Raw genomic sequence first — 19,871 nt, 5'->3', positions numbered from 1 at the left:
TCAGTAAGGTGCCGCGAGCGCCTTGGTTGCGGAGGCCAGCATCGAATTCTGCTGCTGGCCGGCGATCTCCAGCTCGCCCGACTTCACCGAGGTTTCGACCACGAGCTTCGCCCGCTCGAACCGCCGGTCCATGAAGCTGCGCAAGGCGGCGGGTACATCATCGGTCTTGGCCAGTTCCTCGGCAAGCGCGAGCCCGTCCTCGACCGCCAGCCCCGCGCCCGATGCCATGTGCGGCGTCGTCGCATGCGCGGCGTCGCCGATCAGCACGACACGGCCCTTGTACCAGGGATCGGGCAGCAGCAGCCATTCGAGGGGGCGGTAGACGATCTGCGAATCCTCGCCGAGCGACTCGCGCACCGCGGTCACGTTGCCGCCAAACGGCGCCATCATCTCCGTGAGATGCTCGACATAGGTCTCGGGCGCGAACCACGGATTGCCCGGTACATGTTCGAGCAGGAAAACATACATCTCGTCCTGCGAGATCGGCGACATGCCAATTTTCATCGGGCCGCCGAAATAGATTTCCGCCCGATCGACCTCCGGCGGCCGCTTGGCGACGATCCGCCAGCAGCCCTGATCGGTGAACTGCGGTTTGGGCGCGTCGGGGAAGATCATCTCGCGCGTCTTGGAAAAGATTCCGTCGGCGCCGACGACGAGATCGTAATGCGCCTGCGTGCCATCGCTGAACGTAACGTCGACGCCGCTCTCGTCCTGCTCCAGCGTCTCGGCGGTAATGCCTAGCCGCACGTCGATATCCGCCGCGCGCACCCGCTTGGACAGGATATCGTGCAGCACGGGGCGCATGATCCCGCCGCCGTGCATCACCGGCGGCGATCCCGGCGGTGCGCGCAGCGCCGGCCCCAAAGGCTCGCCGGTGAACTTCATCGGGCGCATACCGTCATGGACGAAACCGCGCTCGCGGATCTCATCGAGCACGCCCAGATCGTCGAACGCGCGCAGCGACATGCCGGTGATCGTGATCCCCGCGCCATAGACCCGCCAATTGGGATCGGCGTCGATCAGCGTCACGGTCACGCCGCGCTGGGTCAGTGCCAGCGCGGTAGACATGCCGCCGATCCCGCCGCCGATGACCAGGACTGTTTCTACCATGATACCGTTGCCCCTCGCGCCGCCAAGTTCATGCCGGGACGCACCACAGGCCCTTGTCGGCATCCGCCGTCACATGCGGCACGTTGCCCGGAATAATCCGGCCGGTGCCCCATTGATCGACGATTCCTGGCTTCATCTCATAGGTCTTGGCTTCCCAGGTCGCCTCGTCGACGTCCTCGAGATCCGAAGTGTATTCCACCGCGGTGCCGTTCGGCGTGATGTAATAGCTGAAGGTGTTGTTACCCGCGGTGTGCCGCCCCGGACCCCAGTTGAGCGTCACGCCCGCCTGGGTCAGCCGAGCGAGACCGCGCATCAGCTCGTCGACCCCGTTGACGTCGAACGCGACATGGTTGAGCGCCGGCGGTCCGGGCATGATTGCCAGGCGGTGATGCGCCGCGTTGCAACGCAGGAACACCATGAATTCGCCGATCCAGTCGGACACGCGAAAGCCCATCGCATCCTCATAGAATTTGAGCAGCGCCTTGTGGTTGGGCGAGTGCAGCACGATGTGGCTCAGTCCGATCGGGATCGCCTCGCCCCGCGCCAGGGTGCGGTGGACGCGCTGCTTGGTATCGCAGATCACCTCGATCGCGCGGCCCTCGGGATCGAAGAAGCGCGCCGCATAGCCGCCGGCCGGACCTTCCGCCGGCCCCGGCTCGCTGATCGGCTTGGCGCCGGCCGCCACCGCTTGTGCGAAGACCGCATCCACATCGGCCTTCGATGCCGCCGAGAAACCGATCAGGTCGGTCTTCTTCTCATCGTCCTGACGCAGCCGGATCACGAACGGATGCGGTGATCCTTCCGCCGCGAAATAGATTTTGCCGTCTTCTTCGCCGACCTCGGTCAATCCCCAGGTCTCCCCGTAGAATTTCCGTTCGGCGGCCAGGTCCGGAACCGCATGCGCGACATAATGTAAATCGGTCACTCGGACAGTCATGATGGCTTTCCCATGGATTGATCGTCTGAGCTTAATTCCTGAATACAGGAAATACAAGCCCGGACGATCCCTCCGCTATTTGAAGCGTGCGCCGAGGCGGACGCCGAAGGTGCGCGGCGCGGTGGCCAGGCCCGACTGCGTATTAAGCGTGCCGTTGGTGTTGGACTGGGTGAGCCGCCGCTTGTTTTCGATGTTGTTGACGAAGGCCGTTACCGACCACCACTCCGAATCGGGCGAGAGCGTCGCCGATGCATCGGACTGGAACGTAGCCTTAGAGATCACCCAGGGCTGATAGCTGGTCGCCGCATAGAAATCGCCGCGCCAGCGGGTGCCGCCTTCCAAAACCAGCTTGAAGCCATCCAGCTTGATGGTCTGCGAGGCATTCACGTTGAACGACCATTTCGGCGAGAACAGCGCCGGCTTCCCCGAGCAGTCGATATTGTACTGCGTCGTGACCGTATACGGGCAGGCGAAGTTCGGGGGCGTCGGGGACTGTAGCGACGACGTGAACGCATAGCTGTCGTAGCTGGTCTTGAGATACTGGACGCTGCCACCGATCCGTGTGGTCGGCGTCAGCAGGAATTCGCCATCGACATCGATGCCCTTGATCGTGCTGGAGCCGATGTTGGACGTGTAGAACACCGAGATCGGCGGTGAGCTGAAATCGGTGCCGAACTGGCTGATCTGCTGATCCTTATACTTCCAGTAGAAGCCTTCGATGTTCAGCTGCAGGCGATTGTTGAAGAAGCGGTTCTTCGATCCGACCGTGAGCGCCGAAATGGTTTCCGGCTTATAGGTTTCGAGGCCACGGCCGAAGTTGAAGCCACCGCCATGGAATCCGGTTTCGTACGAGACATAGACCAGGTTCCGTGGGGTGAACTGCCAGTCCAGTGCCCCGCGATAGGTGAACTTCTTGGTAATCAGCTTGGAATTGATCGCGATCTGCGTGTTGAAGATCGTCGGCGTATTGGGCCCGCGTGATCCCGGAGGCCCGAACGCCACGCCGCGCGACGTATAGAAGGAGATCAGATCGTTCGCGTTGAAGACGAGCGGCATGAGCGGCACGTTCGGACAGAAGTCCTGCGGCGGGGTCGGCGCCCCGCAGAACAATGTGAAGACGTTGCTGAGGCCATTCATGCGCTTGACGTCGTCGGTATAACGCCCCGCCCCGGTCAGGGTCAGCGTATCCGTGACGTGCAGCGCCAGCCGCCCGAACGCCGCCTTCGACGTTGTCCCGGTGATATAGTTCTGGAACGGCGTCAGCGTGATCTGGTTGATCGACGAGCGGTTGTTGATGTTTTCGTCGAAGAAGAAGCCGCCGATCAGATAGTCGGCAATCGTGCCGATCTTGCCCGCGAACCGTGTTTCCAGCGTAACCTGGTGCGCGTGCTCGTCCTGGCGGAAGGAGCGGAAATTGGAGGTCGTGGAAAGCGCGGCGATCTGCGACTCGCGATAGGCCGCCTGGACTGTCAGCGTTCCTGCGCTGGTCTTCCAGTTGGTCTCACTGGTCGCCCCCCAGACGCTGTCGTTCTGGCTCGGATAGCTGTTGATCGCTTCAGAGTTGCGACCGGCTTGGGCGATGAAACGGGTCTGGATAAAAGCTTCGGTACGGGGATCCGCCACGCCGACCTTCGGCCCCAATTGCGGAGTCGGCGTGAAGACGAAGCCAGTCGTCGGGCCGGTATAGGCGAATGTTCCGTAGATATAGGAGCCGCTGCCCACACCGCCCTGATGCTGATAATCGACGCCGACGCGCGTCGTCAGGTTGGGGGTAAGATTGGCGAGGACCTGCGCGCGGGCGCCATATTGCTTCTGGTCGCCGGTGCCGTCCGAATAATAGCCGTCATGCCGGTCATATGTGCCGGCCAACCGGAAGGCGCCGCTGTCGGCGATCGGCAGGTTGACCGCGCCCTGCGCATGCACGGCGTTGTAATTGCCGTAGCTCGCCTGGATCTCGCCGCTGGTGACGCCGATCTCGGGACGGCGGGGCAATACGTTGATCGCGCCGCCGGTGGCGTTGCGGCCATAGAGCGTGCCCTGCGGACCTTTTAGAACTTCGACGCGCTGCAGATCGTAGAAGAAGCCCTGCGTCGAGTTCGGGCGGCCAATATAGACGCCATCATAATTGAACGAGATCGCCGGATCGCTGTACGAATTGACTGTCGTGTTGCCGACGCCGCGCAGGAAGAACGAGGTGTTGGGGCCGCCCGATGCTGTCGCGACCAACGCCGGCACGACGCGCGACAGATCCTCCGCGCGCGTGACGTTCTGGCGGATCAGTTCCTGCGGTGCGACCACCGCGATCGCGACCGGCGCCTTTTGAGCCGATTGTTCGGTGCGCTGCGCGGTGACGATGATATCCTGTAGCCCCGCCTGCTCTTCTGAACTCGGCGCAGGCGTGGTCGTCTGCGATGCCGTACCGGCGGGAACGGTCTGCGCGTAGGCTGGCGATGCGACGATCGCCAGAACGGACGCGGATGCCAAGATGCGGTGCTTCATTTCATTCTCCCCTAACCTAGCTCTTTGGCTATTGAGGCTACGATGGCGAATTAATCAGCCATGCGCAATAATAATCGTCATACGTCTGTCAGTATCCGATAGCGACGGCGCGGGACGTTGGATAAGACGGGAGCGGAGGAGCGGACGATGGTGTTGCAAGCGGGGGATGGACAGGCGAGCGGTCTCCGTGTCGCGGTGACCGGCGCGAACGGCTTTATCGGCCGCGCGGTGGTCGAACGGATCGAACGCGGCGTTCTCGGGGCGATCGCCGAGCTACGGCTCAATGACGTGCGGGCGTTCGCGCATCCCGGCGCGGTGGTCGTCGAGGGCTCCTACGCCGATGCGGGCATCCGGGAGCGGCTTGTGGGGGACGGGGTCGATATCCTCTTCCATCTGGCGTCGCTGCCCGGGGGCGCCAGCGAGCGCGATCCTCCCTTGGGCAGGAGCGTCAATCTCGATGGATCGATCGCGTTGCTGGACGCCGTTGCCGGTACGCCACCGCCGGTCGTCGTCTACGCCAGCTCGATCGCGGCGCTGGGCCGGATCGATCAGCCGGTGACCGATGCCACCGCGCTGCGCCCCACCGGCAGTTACGGCACACACAAGGCGATGCTCGAAATCTATCTGGCGGACCTGACCCGGCGCGGTCTGATCGATGGCCGCGCCGTCCGGCCCGCCGGCATCGTCGCGCGGCCGACCGGAGCTTATGCCGGTTTCGTGACCGCTTGGATGAGCGATCTGTTCCATGCCGCGATCGAGCGGCGCGCCATCGCGATCCCGGCGCGCGCCGATACGCACATCTGGCTGCAGAGCGTGGATGCGGTGGCCGACAACATCCTTCACGCCGCGCGGATGCCGGCGGCGGGCCTGCCGCCGCACCGTGCCTGGACGCTGCCCGCCACGGTGGTGCGTCTCGATACGCTGGTCGAATCGCTGAGCCGTCGGACCGGTAACGCCTTGCAGGTCGATTACGGCGCGGGGCAGCATGATCAGCCGCCGCTGGATGCTAGCGCGGCGCTGGCGGTCGGCTTCGTCAGCGACGGTGATACCGATGCGTTGGTCGAGGCGGTCTTGTCGCGGATCGCGGGGCGTTGAAACCTACCGTCGCACCTACGGCACTACGGGATGATTGTCAGCGAGGTCGGCACCGTGAATATCGATGGAGAATGAGATGACGACTGTACCGGTGCGCCGGATCGTGACCGGGCATGACGAGGCGGGAAAGGCAGTCGTCCTTTCCGATACGCTGCTCGATCCCCGCCCTATTCCCAGCGGCGACGCCACCTTCACCCTGGTCTGGACCACCGCCACCACGCCTGTCGACAATGACGATGCGACCGATGGCAGCGACCGTGAGGTCGGGTTGACGCTGCCGGGCGGATCGGTGCTGCGCATGGTCGATATGCTGCCCGGGAAAAGTGCGCCGATGCACCGCACCAGCAGCCTCGATTACGGCATCGTCATCTCGGGCGCGATCGAACTGGTGCTGGACGACGGCGCGGCGACGCGGATCGAGGCGGGGGGTATCGTCATCCAGCGCGGCACGATCCACAGCTGGCGCAACCCGAGCGCCGACACCGTCGCGCGGGTCGCGTTCGTGCTGCTCGATGCCACCCCGGTCACCATCGGCGGCATGCCCCTTCCCGACATCCACCCGGGCGCCGCCGCCAAATCCTGAGAGGCATCAGCCGGTGGCGTGTCAGGCGCTCTCCTTCGCCCCGGACCGCGCATAGAGCCGCACGTCCTCCAGATGCGTGCGCATCAAGAGGGCGGCGGCGTCGGCATCGCCCGTGGCGATGGCATCGACCACAACCTGATATTTCGCCAGTACGCCGCGCGCCCGGGCCGGCGTTGTATCGGCGCCGTAGCTCGTCTCCAGCAGTTGTAGGATGCCGCGCAGCATGACCGCCAAAGCCATGTTGCCCGCGATGTGCGCCAGCGCGGTATGAAACTCGCCGAGCAGCCGCGCGAACGCGCCGCCATCTTCCACGGTATCGGTCGCGCGATGCAGAATGCCGCGCAGACTTTCGATGTCGGGCACAGTCGCGTGCTCCGCGGCGAGGCGGGTGATCATCGCTTCGGTCGCTATCTGCGCTTCGATCAGATCGCTGCGTGAGACATCCAGCAAGGTCAGCTGGATCGCCAGAGCGTCGGCGAACCGGCCGACTTCGGCGGCGGCGATGCGGATACCGCCGCCGGCGCCGCGGCGGATTTCGATGACTCCCGTTGCGGATAGCGCCCGCAAAGCATCGCGCATCGCCATGCGGCTGACGTCGAACGCCTGCGCCAGCGACGCCTCGCTGCCGAGATAGTCCCCTGGCCGCAACTGGCCGGCGAACAATTGCTCCCGAATCTGCGCGACGATATCCGCCGAGAGGGTTCCGCCGCCCTTGGCGGCACGCCACGTTCCATGCGGGATCAGATCGGCCACAGTCTTATTAGCCACCAAGGCACGGCGCGGTCGAGAGGCCTTCCAAATATGATATCTTTAATTGACGCCCCGCCCGATCAGATGGCATATCCACCACAATAGAACGGCTTGGGCGTGGGAGAGAGTGATGGATGCGGCGCAGAACGAACTGCTGACCCAGGTCGGTCCCGGAACGCCGATGGGCGAGGTGCTGCGGCGCTATTGGTTCCCCGTCGCCGGCGTTAGCGAGTTCGATGCGCAGCGCGTGAAGCCGATCCGCCTGCTGGGCGAGAATCTGGTGCTTTACCGCGATCTCAGCGGCAACTTCGGGCTGGTCGATCGGCAATGCGCGCACCGCCGTGCCGATCTGTCCTATGGTTTCGTCGAGAAATGCGGGCTGCGCTGCAACTATCACGGCTGGGCCTATGATGAGAGCGGCCAGTGCGTCGAAATGCCGTTCGAGGATACCGTCGTCCCGCAGGCCAAATATAAGGACAAGATCAAGATCAAGGCCTATCCGGTGCGCGCCCACGCCGGCTTGCTTTGGACCTATATGGGGCCGTCTCCCGCGCCGGAGCTGCCCGATTGGGAGCCGTTCAGCTGGGAGAATGGCTTCCGCCAGATCGTGATCTCCGAACTGCCGTGCAACTGGCTGCAGGCGCAGGAAAATTCGATCGATCCGGTGCATTTCGAATGGATGCATATGAACTGGGGCCGGCGGCAGGAAGACGAGCATGCCGAGCTCGGCCCCAAACATATGGAAATCGCGTTCGACGAATTCGAATATGGCCTGATCTATCGCCGTAAGCGCGAAGATCTGATGGAAAAGCATTCGATGTGGACCGTCGGGCGCGTCTGCCTGTGGCCCAACGCTTTCTACCTCGGCGATCATTTCGAATGGCGGATTCCGATCGACGATGAGAATATGCTGAGCATCGGCTGGATGTTCAACCGCGTGCCCAATGAGTCCGAGCCTTATGTCCAGGGCAGCATCCCGACCTGGCGCGGGCCGATCGTCGATCCCGAGACAGGGCGCTGGCACAGCCGCCATGTCATGAACCAGGATTTCATCGCCTGGGTCGGGCAGGGGACGATCGCGGACCGCACCAAGGAGAAACTGGGCCTTTCGGACCGCGGTATCCAGATGCTCCGGAAGCAATTGCTCAGCGATGTCGACGCGGTGGCGCGCGGCGAGGATCCCAAGGGCATCATCCGGGATCCGGCGAAAGCGGTGAAGGTCGAACTCCCCACGGCAGAGCGCGATCTGCTGGTGAAAGGTGCGAGCCGCGCGGACTTCATCACGCACCCCTTCTTCGGGCATCACATGCACGAATTCCTGTTCCAGGCCGGGCAGCCGCGCGCGGTCTGGGAGGACTTCTGCGCCGCGATGGGGATCGAGCCCGGCCATGGCATCGGCTCCGCGCCGGTGACGGCGCGCTTCGGCGTGGTGCTGGAGCCGGAGAAGGCCGAGACCGCGTCCTGAGGGACGCGCTCGGGCCGACCCGACAGGGTCAGTCCAGGATCACCAGCGCATCCAGCGCGATCGGCACACCGCCGGCCGTGGGCACGACCAGCGGGTTGACGTCGATCTCGACGATCTCGGGATGGGCGAGCAGCAGGCGGCCGATCGCGGTGACCACGCGCGCAACCGCTGCCTTGTCGATCACCGCCGCGCCGCGCGCCCCTTCGAGCAGCGCATGCGCCTTGAGCAGGCCGAGCTCCTCGATCACCACCGCTTCTGTCACAGCGGCCGGAACCAGCCGGACATCGTGCAGCGCCTCGATCCACACGCCGCCCAGGCCGAACAGCACGACCGGCCCCCACTGCGGATCGCGTCGACCGCCGACCACCATCTCCAGCCCGCGTTCGGCCATTGCTTCGACCAGATAGCCTTCGATCGCCGCCTCGGGCCGTTCCGCCGCAATGCGCTGCGCCATCGCCGCCCAGGCCGATCGCAGCGCCGCTTCATCGGCCAGATTGACCGCGACACCGCCGATCTCGGTCTTGTGCAGCACGTCCGGCGATTGGACCTTCAGGACCACCGGATAGCCGATCCGCGCCGCCGATTCGACCGCAGCATCGGGCGTCGTCACCAGCGTCCCTTCGGGCACCGCGAGCCCCGCCGCGCGCAACAGCGCCTTGCCCGCATATTCCAGCATCGCGCCATGCCCCGCCAGACGCGGTTCGGTCGTTTCCGAAAGGTTGGTCGACGCTTCGGCGCGCGCCTTTAGCCGGGCATAAAGCGCGGAATGCGCGAACATCCTGAGCGCGCGTTCGGGCGAGCGATAGAAGGGAATGCCGCTGGCCTGCAGCGTCGTCGCCAATGTCGGATCGATCGGTGCGTCGCCGAGCACGACATAGGCCTTGGGCTTGTCGCTGTCGGTCAGCGCCGGGAGAATCGCCTGCGCTTTGATCATGCCGACTTCGGGCGTGCCGGGCATCACCGCGACCAGCACACCGCTGCTGCCGGGGTCGGCAGCCATCGCTGCCGCGGCATCGGCATAAAGCGGCATGTCCTTCAGCCCCTGCGCGGTGATGTCGAGCGGGTTGCTTGCCTCGGCGAAGGTCGGCAGCCGCTCCTTCAGGCGCGCGATCGTGTCGCTGCCAAGCTCGGGCAGCACGAGGCCGAGGCTGTCGGCGAAATCGAGCGACAGCCCGCGCAAGGCGCCCGAATCGGTGATCACCGACGGCCCCGTCGCCTGTGCGATAGGGAAGCGCGTGAAGAACTCGGCCGCATCGAGCAGTTCCTCGAGCGTCTCAACCAGGATGACCGCCTCGCTCGCGACCAGCGCGCGCATCACTTCGTAATCGCCCGACAACGCGCCGGTATGTGACGCGGCGGAGGCGCGCGCGCGGTCGCTGCGGCCGGGGTGGAGCAGGATGACCGGTTTGCCGTTCAAACGCGCGCGCTTGGCGAGCGCGAGGAAATCAAGCGGGCGCCGGAGCTGTTCGGCGAAGACCGCGATGGCGTGAGTGTGCGTATCGTCGACGATATGCGCCATGTAATCCTCGACGCCGGTCACTGCTTCGTTGCCGGTGGCGATGGCGTAGGACACGGCATAGTGCCGTACCGTCGCGGACAGGCGCAGGCTGCCCATCATCGCGCCGCTCTGCGCCAGAACCGCCAGCGTCGGCCGATCTTGGGGTGGACTCGGCACATTGGGGCCGAACGCCAGGCAATTGCCATCAACGAAATTGGTCATGCCGAGCGTGTTGGGGCCAAGCACCGCGATATCGGCCTCGCGGCAGATCGCGGTCATCCGCTCTTGCGCGGCGATCCCCTCGGCGCCGGCTTCGGCGAACCCGGCGGCAAACACGACCGCGCCGCCGATATGCCGGCGCGCGCATGCCTCCAGCGAGGCGTTGATCGCCTGCGCAGGCAGCGCGATCACCGCTGCATCGATGCCGTCGGGCAGGTCGTCGATCGTCGCGACGCAGGCGCGCCCGCCGACCGATTTGTTGGTGCGGCTGACGAGGTGGACGTCTCCGGCAAACCCGAATGCGTCGAGATTGCGGTAGGATCGCCCGCCCATCGAGCCCGGATCGTCACTGACCCCGACGATCGCGATCGAACGCGGACGCAGCAGCCGGCCGACTGCCTCGAACGAGACTTTTGCGCGTGGATGCTCAGGCATCGCGACGATAAGCCTGCAAGCCCGGGCGGATCGACTTTTCGTCGAGAAACTGCGTCATGCCCTTGGTACGGCCCTTTTCGGGATCCTGCGCGGCGGTCTGCTCGGCCTTGGCGCCGAGATAATCCTCGGCCAGATCCCAATCCATCACGCCGATCCGTTTGAAGGCATTCTTTGCCTGGCGCAGCACGGTGGGGTTCTTGCCCAGCAAAACCTTGGCGAGTTCGCGGGTGCGCGCGCGCAGCTTTTCGCGCGGCACGGACTCGGTAACCAGCCCGGTCTGCACCGCGATCTGCCCGCCGAACGGCTCGCCGGTCATGATGTAATAGAGCGCGGCCTTATGGTGCATGACCTCGGCTACGGCGCGGGTGACGTTGCCGGCGGGAATGATGCCCCAGTTGATCTCGCTGAGCCCGAACGTCGCCTCGTCGGCAGCGACGGCCAGGTCGCAGGCGATCAGCGGGGTGAAGCCACCGCCGAAGCACCAGCCGTTGACCATGGCGATCGTCGGCTTGGGATAATGGCGCAGCTTGCGCCATTGCCACTCGCCCGCCGCGCGGCGGATGCGCATCTTTTCGGGCGCCGATGCCTGATCCGTCTCGCGGAAATATTCCTTGAGATCCATGCCCGCGGTGAAGGATTCGCCTGCTCCGGTCAGCACGACGACGCCGACACTGTCATCGACTTCGAGTTCCTCGAGCACGTCCAGCATCTCGCGATTCATCGTCGGGCTCATCGCGTTACGCTTTTCGGGACGGTTCAGCGTCACCCAGGCGATGCCCTCGTCGCGCTCGATCAGGACGGTGGTGTAGGGCGAGGCTGGCATCGTGGCCTCGACATTATTAGACCCGTTTCCCAAACTGTCTCTCCTCGTAGCTTTGCGCAGGCTAATATAAGCTATCCGAATATAAGGCTACCGAATATGCCAAGCCAAGCGGGATTGCCGCGAACCGTGTATCTCGTGAAGCGTGCGGAGACGGTGGTCCGCTCCGGTTTGGAGGCCTGTCTTCAGCCCCTTGGCCTGACGCCGCGGCAATATGTCACGCTATCACTGCTGCGCGATGAGCGCGATCAATCCTCGGCCGATCTGGCGCGCAAGGCCGGCATCACGCCGCAATCCGTATCGGAAACGATCGCCACGCTAGCCGCCAAGGGGCTGATCGAGCGGCTGGAGAACCCCGACCATCGCCGCATCCGGATGACGCGGTTGACCGCCGCCGGGGAAGACCTGCTGAAGGCGTGCGAAGCGGCGGTGGACGGGATGGAGACGGTGTTGCTCTCCGGCCTTTCGCGGGATGCGCTCGATGGGCTGCGCCAGGCGTTACGGGTCATCGTCAAGGCAGGGTGATTTTCGACGCTCCGCGCTTGCTGCCTTTCCTGCCGCTATGGGTGCGTATCGGCGCGCGGGTCTGCTCGTTGAACACCGCGACGAAGCGTTCGAGCAAGCCCAGAAACTTGGCGGCATCCTTGGGCGAAAAGGCACTCAAGGAGCGTTCGCGGGCGCGCTGGGCCGGCTCCGCCACCCGATCGAGCATGGCATGGCCGGCCTTGGTCAGCGTGATGACCTTGCGACGCTTATCGACGGCATCGTCGTGGCGCTCGATATAGCCCGCTTCCTCCAGCTTGCTGACGACGAGCGCGGTCGTCGAGCGATCGATTCCGACCAACGTCGCGATCCCGACCTGATCGAGTGCGCCGCGTGCGCGCAACACGACCATCGTACCATATTGGGTAGTGGTGATTCCGAGGCCCGCAGCCTCTTCCAGGAAGAGGGCTACGCTGATCTGATGGGCGCGGCGGAGAAGAAATCCCGGCCGTCGATATAGCGCGTCGAGCGATGGCTCGATCGTCTCCTGGTCTTCCGTCACGCCCACCCTCTGAATGCCTCGTTCGGCGCGAAGGTAGTCAATTTCGATGAAGGAGGAAGCCAAAACACCGCGTCAGCTCCGCGCCCTCTCCACGCTGAACCCGGCGACGCGCTTATAGCGGTCGGAGAGATCGCGCAGTTCCGCCTGTGAGATGTAGCGATCAAGATCATCAAAAGGTCGATCGCCCACCAGTTCCTCGACCTTGAGGTTGATGATGTCGGGCGGGCTTACGCGGTTGGTCCGGACGATCTCGGCGGTCGCCGGCCGCCGCTCCGATTCGTACGCCGCGAACGCCGCGCGCGCATCTCCGCCCGTCTCGATCTGCGCGGCAAGCAGATCGGCCAGCGTTCGCACGTCGATCAGCGCCTGCGCCGAACCGTTCGATCCGCGCGGATACATCGGATGCGCCGCGTCGCCGGCGAAGGTCACGCGCCCGAACGTCCATTGATCCACCGGATCCTTGTCGACCATCGGATATTCGAGAACGGTATCAGCGTCGCGGATCAACTGCCCGACATCGAGCCAATCGAACTTGAAGCTCTCATAGATCGGCAGGAAGTCGGCGCGGTCGCCCTTCTGGTTCCAGTCGTTGCGGTGATTGCGGTCGGTCTCGATCTCGGCGATCCAGTTGATCAACTGGTCGCCCGAGCCGTCGATATCGTCGACGATCGGGTAGACGACGATCTTGCCGGTCTTGATCGATCCGATCCGCATATAGGTGCGGCCATCGAAGATCGGCTTGCGGCGGGTGACGCCGCGCCAGGTGTTGATGCCGGTGAACGCCACCGATTCATCGGGATAGAAAATGCGGCGCACCGCGGAATTGACGCCGTCGCACGCAATGACCACGTCGGCGGTGACCGGCGCCCGCGCCGATGCATCCGAGACCGCCTTGAAGTGCAGAGTGACGTCGGTATCGGTCTGCTCGAGGCCGACGAAGTGATGATCGGTGGCGACCGCATCCGCGCCGAGACGATCGCGTACCGCCGCGAGCAGAATGCCGTGCAGGCGGCCGCGATGGATGCCGATCTCGGGCTGCGGATAGCCGGCCAATTTGCCGCGCGGCTCGGCGAACAGCTTCTGGCCGAAGCGATTGAAAAAGGCGCTCTCGCGATTCTCGATGCCGGCCGCCAGGATCTTTTCCTCGAGCCCGAGCGCCGCGATCTCACGCATGCCGTGCGGGAGCAATGTGATGCCGACACCGATCTCGTTGATCTCCGGCGCGGCCTCATACACCTGCGCCGCAATGCCGTGCCGATGGAGCCCCAGCGCCAGCGCCAGCCCCGCAATGCCGCCGCCCACAATCGCGATCCTCGGCGCGATTCGGAGGGATGTTTCCATGGGCCGTCTGTCCTAAACCGGTTGCGCGTCGAATGCGGCTATAATATCAGACGTCTGACAATGTCGAGCCGCTTCGATTGAGCGCGCACCACGGAGAGATACCGGATGATCATCGATTGCCACGGGCACGTCACCGCGCCCACCCAGCTTTGGTCATACAAGGCGCAGATCCTCTCGCACCGCGGTAGCCACGGGCGGGGCGGGGTGCGCGTCAGCGATGACGAAATCCGTGCCGCGGTGAACCGCAAGGAAATGGCGCCGTGCGGACATCTCGACATGCTGCACAAGCACAAGACCGATTATCAGCTGATTTCGCCGCGCCCGTTCCAGATGATGTCGAGCTTCGAGCCGGCGCGCGTGGTCCATTGGTTCGCCGAGGAGTGCAACAAGATCATCCATCGCCAGATGGAATTGTTCCCCGACACCTTCTTCGGCGTGTGCGGCCTGCCGCAGGTGGCCGGCGAGCCGATCGAGAATACGCTGCCGGAGCTCGAACAGTGCATCAAGGCGGGATTCAAGGGCTGCATGCTCAACCCCGATCCCTATGAGAATACCGGCACGCACCCGCCCGGTCTCGGCGAACGCTACTGGTATCCGCTTTACGAGAAGCTCTGCGAACTTGACGTGCCCGCGCACATCCATGCCACCGGATCGCGCCAGGATCGCGAGCCCTATTCGCTCCACTTCATCAACGAGGAGACCACCGCGGTCTACGGCCTCGCCACCTCGAATGTGTTCACCGATTTCCCGGATCTCAAGATCGTCGTCAGCCACGGCGGCGGGGCGGTTCCCTACCAGCTCGGCCGCTTCATCGCGGGCAATGTCTATTCGGGCGGCGATTTCCTGAAGGGCTTCTCGAAGCTCTATTTCGATACGGTGCTCTATACCGAAGGTGCGCTGCGCCTGCTGATCGAGACGGTCGGCGCCGAGCATTGCCTGTTCGGGTCGGAATGTCCGGGCGTCGGCTCGCAATATGATCCGCGCACGCCCGGCACCGAGCATACGATGGACGACATCGCGCCCGTGATCGCCGGGTTCGACTGGCTATCCGATGCCGAAAAGAAGATGATCTTTGAAGATAATGCGCGGCGTCTTTTCAAGCTCGATGTCTGAAGGAGCGTAAGCGATGGCCGAGATCGTTCTGGGCATGTGGACCACGCACGGTCCCACCCTTTCGACCACGCCCGAGGAATGGTTGCTCCGGCTGCCGTCCGATCATGCCAACAAGGCGCATTGGTACAAGACGGGCCGATATGATTTCGAGACGTTGGTCGAGATGCGCCGCGGCGAGGGGCTTGTCGAGAAGAGCGGCATCGCGGAGCGTACCCGCCGCCACGACGCCTGCCGCACCGCGATCGATCGGATGGCCGACGTGTTCGCCGAGGTCAAACCTGACGTTGCGGTGATCTTCGGCAACGATCAGCAGGAATTGTTCAACGATTCGCTGATGCCTGCCTTCACGGTCTTCAACGGCGAAACGGTGTGGAACGAGCCATCGTCCGAAGAGCAGGCCGCCAAACATCCGCCCGGCATCCACGCGGCGGAATGGGGGCACAAGCCAGCGACCTACACCGAATATCCGGCGCATCCCGAACTCGCCAATTACCTGATCGGCGATCTCGTCGCGAACCAGTTCGATATCACGCGCGCGAACAAGCTGCCGCGTCTCGAGAATCACTGGCATAGCGGGATCGGCCATGCCTTCGGTTTCGTCTACCGTCAGATCATGCGCGATCAGGTGGTGCCGCACGTACCGTTCATCACCAACACCTTCTTCCCACCCAACCAGCCGACCGCACGGCGCTGCTTTGAGATGGGGCGGACCGTGGGGCGGGCGATCAAGGCGTGGCAATCCGATGCGCGTGTCGCGGTGTTCGGTTCGGGCGGGATGTCGCATTTCGTGATCGACGAATCGTTCGATCAGAAGATCTTCGCGGCTCTCGCGGCCCGCGATGCCGAGACATTGTGTTCGATCGGCGAGGATTGGCTGCAATCCGGCACCAGCGAGCTCAAGAACTGGATCGCCGCCGCCGGAGCGTTGTTCGAGACCGATCTCACCGGCGATGTCGTAGAGTATCAGCCCTGCTACCGCTCCGAAGCGGGCACCGGCACCGCCAACGGCTTCGTTTACTGGAATTGAGATGACCGACGATATTGCCACCCGCCTTGCGCGGCTCGACGCCTGCGCGATCTCCGATGCGCTCGACCAACTTGGACTGCCGCCGTCCGTGACCGGGCTCGGCTCGCGGGCTGCCCGGCGGCGGATTTCCGGATCGATCATCACCGTCAAGCTCGCCGCGGGCAAGCCGCCGGAGGGCACCACGCCGCGCCACCTTTGCACCACCGCGATCGATAGGGCCGAGCCCGGCCAGGTGATCGTCGTCGAACAGCGGACCGGGGTCGAATGCGCGGGCTGGGGCGGCATTCTTTCCAACGCCGCGCGCGGGCGCGGGGTGAGCGGCGTGATCGTCGAGGGGCTGGCGCGCGACGTCGATGAGGCCGCTGATATCGGCTTTCCGGTCTATGCGCGTGGCGCGACCGCGCGGACCGCGCGGGGACGCATCTACGAGACCGCCACCGGCGAACCGATCAGTGTCGGCGATCTGACGGTTGCGACCGGCGATTGGGTGGTCGCCGACGGCAGCGGCGCGGCGTTCGTCCCCGCCGCCCGGATCGAGGAGGTGCTCGCCGCGGCCGAGCGTATCGCCTCGCGCGAGGCCGGAATGACCAAGGCGGTGCTCGCCGGCCACCCGGTCTCGACCGTGATGGGCGGAGATTATGAACACCTATTGGAGACGACCGAGTGACCGACACCAATGTGGAGCGGGCGAGTAAGCTGGAGACCGCGACCCTTAGCGATGCGCTCGACAAGCTCGGCATCGCCGGCCAGTGCCTCGGCATCAAGCCGCTCGATCATCGCTTCCGGCTGGCGGGCCGCGCCTTCACGCTGGCCTATGCGCCGGTCGGCCATCCGGTCGGCACGGTCGGCGATTTCATCGACGATGTGCCCGAGGGCCATGTCGTGGTGATCGACAATGGCGGGCGCCCCGATGCGACGGTGTGGGGCGATATCCTGACCTTCACCGCCAACAAGCGGGGCCTCGGCGGCACGGTGATCGATGGCGCCTGCCGCGACACGCATCTCGCGCTCGATCTCGGCTATCCGATGTACAGCCGCAGCTATTCGATGCGCACCGGCAAGGATCGCGTCCAGCTTGATGCGACCCAGGTGATCGTGACGATCGGCGACGTGCGCGTCGCGCCCGGAGACATCGTCCGCGGCGATTCGGACGGGGTGGTGGTCATTCCTGCGAACCGCGAGGACGAGGTGCTCGATGCCGCCGAGACGATCGACGCCGCCGAGATGCGTATCCGCGATGCCATCGCCGGCGGCCTTCGCCTCGATGAAGCGCGCAAGCAGCAGCAATATCACCTGCTCCAGCGCCGCGAGGGCCAATGAGCTACTCTGCGGAACAGCTCGCCGAGGCCACCCGCCTCGGCGCGGCGACGCTGCATGAGGCGGCGGGGCGGATCGGCGCGCTGCCGTCCGCGATCAAGCCGGTCGCGCCCGATATGCGCATCGCCGGGCCGGCTTTTACGGTCCACATTCCGGCGGGCGACAATCTCTGGATCCACCGCGCGCTCTATGCTGCGGCACCCGGTGATGTGCTGGTGGTCTCGACCAGCGGCGGCATCGAATGGGGCTATTGGGGCGACATCCTCAACACCGCGGCGATCGCGCAGCGGCTCGGCGGGTTGGTGATCGATGGCGGCGTGCGCGATTCGGCCGGGCTGGCGACGATGCCGTTTCCGGTCTTCTCCAATGGTCTGTGCATCAACGGCACGATCAAGGGGTTCGAGGCGACCGCCTGGGTCCGCCAGCCGATCCGCATCGGTGAGGTCGTCGTGCGGCAGGGCGATCTGATCGTCGGTGATCGCGACGGCGTGGTCGCGCTGCCCGAGGCCAAGGTCGCCGATGCGCTCGCCGGCGGTGCGCGGCGCGAGCAGGACGAAAGTGACAAGATCGCGCGGATCAAGGCCGGCGAGCGGACGATCGATATTTACGGCTTCGGCGCGGGCTAAGGGCGAAGAGGATGAACCAAAGCAATCCGCCTTCCGGCTGGCAGCGTTTCGTGCTGATCGCGCTGCGCGTGCTGTTCGGTCTGATCTTCCTCGCCGCTGGCACCAGCAAGTTGCTTGGCGCCGAGATGATGGTTCAGGAGTTCGGCTTGTTCGCGGCATACGGCATCGGCCAGTGGTTTCGCTATCTGACGGGCGCGCTCGAAATCATCGGTGCTGTGCTGCTGATCCGTCCACGTACGGTAACGCCCGGCGCAACACTGCTGGTCTGCATCAGCATTGGCGCGCTGGTCGCCCAACTTGTTGTTATCCACCAGGATCCGATCCACGCGATCCTCTTCGCCCTCCTGCTGGGCTGGATCGCTTATGCCTATCGCGGCGCGATGAGCGTTCGCTCGTGAGCGTCATCGCCTATCCCGCGCCGTCGCTGTTCATTGCCGGCATATGGCGTGCGGCGAGCGATGGCGGAATGATCCCCGTCGTTAATCCGGCAACCGGCGAGACGATCGCCGATCTGCCGGTCGCGACGCGCGCTGATCTCGACGAGGCGCTGGCGGCGGCGGATATCGGGTTCAAGATCTGGCGCGCGGTATCGGCCTATGACCGTGCCAAGATCCTGCGCGCCGCCGCACAGCTGGTGCGGGAGCGCGCGCCCCTGATTGGCGCGATCTCGACGACCGAACAGGGCAAGCCGATCGCCGAATCGACCGCTGAGGCCTTCGCCTGCGCCGATATCTTCGATTGGTATGCCGAAGAGGCGCGGCGCGCCTATGGCCGGATCGTGCCATCGAAGCATCCGGGTGTGCGCCACCTCGTCACCAAGGAGCCGATCGGCCCCGTCGCGGCTTTCTCGCCGTGGAATTTTCCAACGACGATTCCATCGCGCAAGCTCGCTGCGGCGCTGGCCGCGGGTTGCTCGGTGATCATCAAGCCCGCGGAGGAAACCCCCGGCAGCGCGCTGGCGCTGGCGCGCGCGCTCGACGATGCCGGCTTGCCCAAGGGCGTGCTCAACGTCGTGTTCGGCGTGCCCGCCGATATTTCCAGTTACCTCATCGCCTCACCGGTGATCCGCAAGATCACCTTCACGGGATCGACCGCGGTCGGCAAACAGCTCGGCGTGCTCGCCGCGCAGGGGATGAAGCCGACGACGATGGAGTTGGGCGGCCACGCGCCGGTGATCGTCTTTGCCGACGCCGACATCGATCGTGCGGCGGCGATGATGGCGGGAGGCAAATATCGCAACGCCGGGCAGATCTGCATCGCGCCGACGCGCTTCTACCTCCACGACAGCATCCACGACGCCTTCGTCGAGCAGTTCGTCAAGGCAGCGGGCAGGCTGAAGGTTGGGAACGGTCTCGATCGAGAGACGACGATGGGGCCGCTCGCCAACCCGCGCCGCGTCACCGCGATGGGCGAATTCATCGCTGATGCGCAAGCGCATGGCGCGCGGCTCGCAGCCGGCGGCGCTTCCAACGGCGGTCCCGGCAACTTCTGGCAACCGACCGTGCTGGCCGACGTGCCGAATGACGCGCGGATCATGAACGAAGAGCCGTTCGGCCCGGTTGCTGTCACCCAGCGCTTTGAGAGCTTCGATCAGGTCGTCGCGGAGGCCAATCGGCTACCCTACGGACTCGCCGCTTATGCCTGGACTCAGTCCGCGCGCACCGTTGCCGACATCGGCGATGCGATCGAGGCGGGGATGGTCGGCATCAATTTCCTGGGCCTGACAGGGCCGGAAACGCCGTTCGGCGGCGTCAAGGAAAGCGGCCACGGATCGGAAGGCGGCAGCGAGGGGCTCGAGGCTTACCTCCACCACAAATATATCGCGCAGGGTTAGCGTTCGACTTTCGACTGATCCTCCCCTGGAAGGGGAGCGCGCGGACTTTGGCTTGCCCCCAGCAAGCCAAGATCGTGTCCGGGAGACACGATCTCGTCCGCACGCATCGCGGTAGCGATGACGGAGGGGTATCGCCCTATCGAGAGCGAGACACCCC

General features: G+C 64.7%; 19 protein-coding genes. 11 read left to right on the top strand and 8 right to left on the bottom strand.

Annotated features, from left to right (window positions below):
- From FHS31_RS04510 to FHS31_RS04500, 3 genes are all read right to left on the bottom strand, one after another.
- Positions 1-1,110, bottom strand: a complete 1,110-nt coding sequence (locus tag FHS31_RS04510; protein ID WP_167072187.1) for an FAD-dependent oxidoreductase — start codon at positions 1,108-1,110, stop codon at positions 1-3.
- Positions 1,111-1,138: 28 nt separating this feature from the next.
- Positions 1,139-2,047, bottom strand: a complete 909-nt coding sequence (locus FHS31_RS04505; RefSeq protein ID WP_167072186.1) for a VOC family protein — start codon at positions 2,045-2,047, stop codon at positions 1,139-1,141.
- A gap of 75 nt (positions 2,048-2,122) precedes the next feature.
- Positions 2,123-4,546 carry a TonB-dependent receptor gene (locus FHS31_RS04500; protein WP_167072185.1) on the bottom strand — a complete coding sequence of 808 codons (2,424 nt, stop codon included), beginning with the start codon at positions 4,544-4,546 and terminating at the stop codon, positions 2,123-2,125.
- Between the two features lie 117 nt (positions 4,547-4,663).
- Between FHS31_RS04500 and FHS31_RS04495 the strand changes: the two genes are divergently transcribed.
- Positions 4,664-5,641 carry an NAD-dependent epimerase/dehydratase family protein gene (locus FHS31_RS04495; protein ID WP_167072184.1) on the top strand — a complete coding sequence of 326 codons (978 nt, stop codon included), beginning with the start codon at positions 4,664-4,666 and terminating at the stop codon, positions 5,639-5,641.
- Between the two features lie 76 nt (positions 5,642-5,717).
- Complete coding sequence (locus FHS31_RS04490; protein WP_167072183.1) at positions 5,718-6,224, top strand: cupin domain-containing protein; 507 nt, start codon at positions 5,718-5,720, stop codon at positions 6,222-6,224.
- 21 nt (positions 6,225-6,245) lie between these two features.
- Here FHS31_RS04490 and FHS31_RS04485 read toward each other — a convergent pair whose 3' ends face one another.
- A complete protein-coding gene (locus tag FHS31_RS04485) occupies positions 6,246-6,977 on the bottom strand; it encodes an FCD domain-containing protein (protein WP_167072182.1) in 732 nt (243 codons plus the stop codon).
- A 127-nt stretch (positions 6,978-7,104) separates the two neighbouring features.
- Here FHS31_RS04485 and FHS31_RS04480 point away from each other — a divergent pair, with 127 nt between their 5' ends.
- Complete coding sequence (locus FHS31_RS04480) at positions 7,105-8,439, top strand: aromatic ring-hydroxylating oxygenase subunit alpha (RefSeq protein ID WP_208408563.1); 1,335 nt, start codon at positions 7,105-7,107, stop codon at positions 8,437-8,439.
- 28 nt (positions 8,440-8,467) lie between these two features.
- On the opposite strand, the gene FHS31_RS04475 is transcribed toward FHS31_RS04480, so the two are convergent.
- Positions 8,468-10,591, bottom strand: a complete 2,124-nt coding sequence (locus FHS31_RS04475; protein WP_167072180.1) for an acetate--CoA ligase family protein — start codon at positions 10,589-10,591, stop codon at positions 8,468-8,470.
- Entirely contained in the window at positions 10,584-11,414 is an 831-nt protein-coding gene (locus FHS31_RS04470; RefSeq protein ID WP_167072562.1) for a p-hydroxycinnamoyl CoA hydratase/lyase, read from the bottom strand. Before FHS31_RS04470 ends, FHS31_RS04475 begins: the two co-directional genes overlap by 8 nt.
- A 126-nt stretch (positions 11,415-11,540) precedes the next feature.
- Here FHS31_RS04470 and FHS31_RS04465 point away from each other — a divergent pair, with 126 nt between their 5' ends.
- On the top strand, positions 11,541-11,936 hold the full coding sequence (locus FHS31_RS04465) for a MarR family transcriptional regulator (protein WP_167072179.1): 396 nt from the start codon (positions 11,541-11,543) through the stop codon (positions 11,934-11,936).
- Here FHS31_RS04465 and FHS31_RS16565 read toward each other — a convergent pair.
- Together FHS31_RS16565 and FHS31_RS04455 are read right to left on the bottom strand one after the other, a co-directional pair.
- Positions 11,923-12,456 (bottom strand): MarR family winged helix-turn-helix transcriptional regulator, encoded by a 534-nt coding sequence (locus FHS31_RS16565; RefSeq protein ID WP_341786283.1) that lies wholly within the window; start codon positions 12,454-12,456, stop codon positions 11,923-11,925. The two genes, FHS31_RS04465 and FHS31_RS16565, sit on opposite strands and share 14 nt — an antisense overlap.
- A 72-nt stretch (positions 12,457-12,528) precedes the next feature.
- The gene (locus tag FHS31_RS04455) at positions 12,529-13,797 is read right to left on the bottom strand and encodes a flavin-dependent oxidoreductase (RefSeq protein WP_167072177.1); all 1,269 of its coding nucleotides are present in this window, start codon (positions 13,795-13,797) and stop codon (positions 12,529-12,531) included.
- A 105-nt stretch (positions 13,798-13,902) separates the two neighbouring features.
- Here FHS31_RS04455 and FHS31_RS04450 point away from each other — a divergent pair, with 105 nt between their 5' ends.
- From FHS31_RS04450 to FHS31_RS04420, 7 genes are read left to right on the top strand one after another with little or no spacing between them, the layout of a single operon-like run.
- Positions 13,903-14,910, top strand: a complete 1,008-nt coding sequence (locus tag FHS31_RS04450; RefSeq protein ID WP_167072176.1) for an amidohydrolase family protein — start codon at positions 13,903-13,905, stop codon at positions 14,908-14,910.
- 13 nt (positions 14,911-14,923) lie between these two features.
- Positions 14,924-15,937: a DODA-type extradiol aromatic ring-opening family dioxygenase gene (locus FHS31_RS04445; RefSeq protein ID WP_167072175.1), complete on the top strand. Its 1,014-nt coding sequence runs from the start codon at positions 14,924-14,926 to the stop codon at positions 15,935-15,937.
- Between the two features lies 1 nt (position 15,938).
- Positions 15,939-16,604, top strand: a complete 666-nt coding sequence (locus FHS31_RS04440; RefSeq protein WP_167072174.1) for an RraA family protein — start codon at positions 15,939-15,941, stop codon at positions 16,602-16,604.
- Positions 16,601-17,257: an RraA family protein gene (locus FHS31_RS04435; RefSeq protein WP_167072173.1), complete on the top strand. Its 657-nt coding sequence runs from the start codon at positions 16,601-16,603 to the stop codon at positions 17,255-17,257. The genes FHS31_RS04440 and FHS31_RS04435 overlap by 4 nt, the downstream gene beginning before the upstream one ends.
- A complete protein-coding gene (locus tag FHS31_RS04430) occupies positions 17,254-17,880 on the top strand; it encodes an RraA family protein (RefSeq protein ID WP_167072172.1) in 627 nt (208 codons plus the stop codon). Before FHS31_RS04435 ends, FHS31_RS04430 begins: the two co-directional genes overlap by 4 nt.
- Before the next feature lie 11 nt (positions 17,881-17,891).
- Positions 17,892-18,278: a DoxX family protein gene (locus FHS31_RS04425; RefSeq protein WP_167072171.1), complete on the top strand. Its 387-nt coding sequence runs from the start codon at positions 17,892-17,894 to the stop codon at positions 18,276-18,278.
- Positions 18,275-19,714, top strand: a complete 1,440-nt coding sequence (locus FHS31_RS04420; RefSeq protein WP_341786282.1) for an NAD-dependent succinate-semialdehyde dehydrogenase — start codon at positions 18,275-18,277, stop codon at positions 19,712-19,714. The genes FHS31_RS04425 and FHS31_RS04420 overlap by 4 nt, the downstream gene beginning before the upstream one ends.
- Positions 19,715-19,871 lie beyond the last annotated feature (157 nt).

The sequence above is a fragment of the Sphingomonas vulcanisoli genome (assembly GCF_011761305.1).
Lineage (GTDB): Bacteria > Pseudomonadota > Alphaproteobacteria > Sphingomonadales > Sphingomonadaceae > Sphingomonas_I > Sphingomonas_I vulcanisoli.
This window is presented reverse-complemented; position numbering and strand designations above follow the sequence as displayed.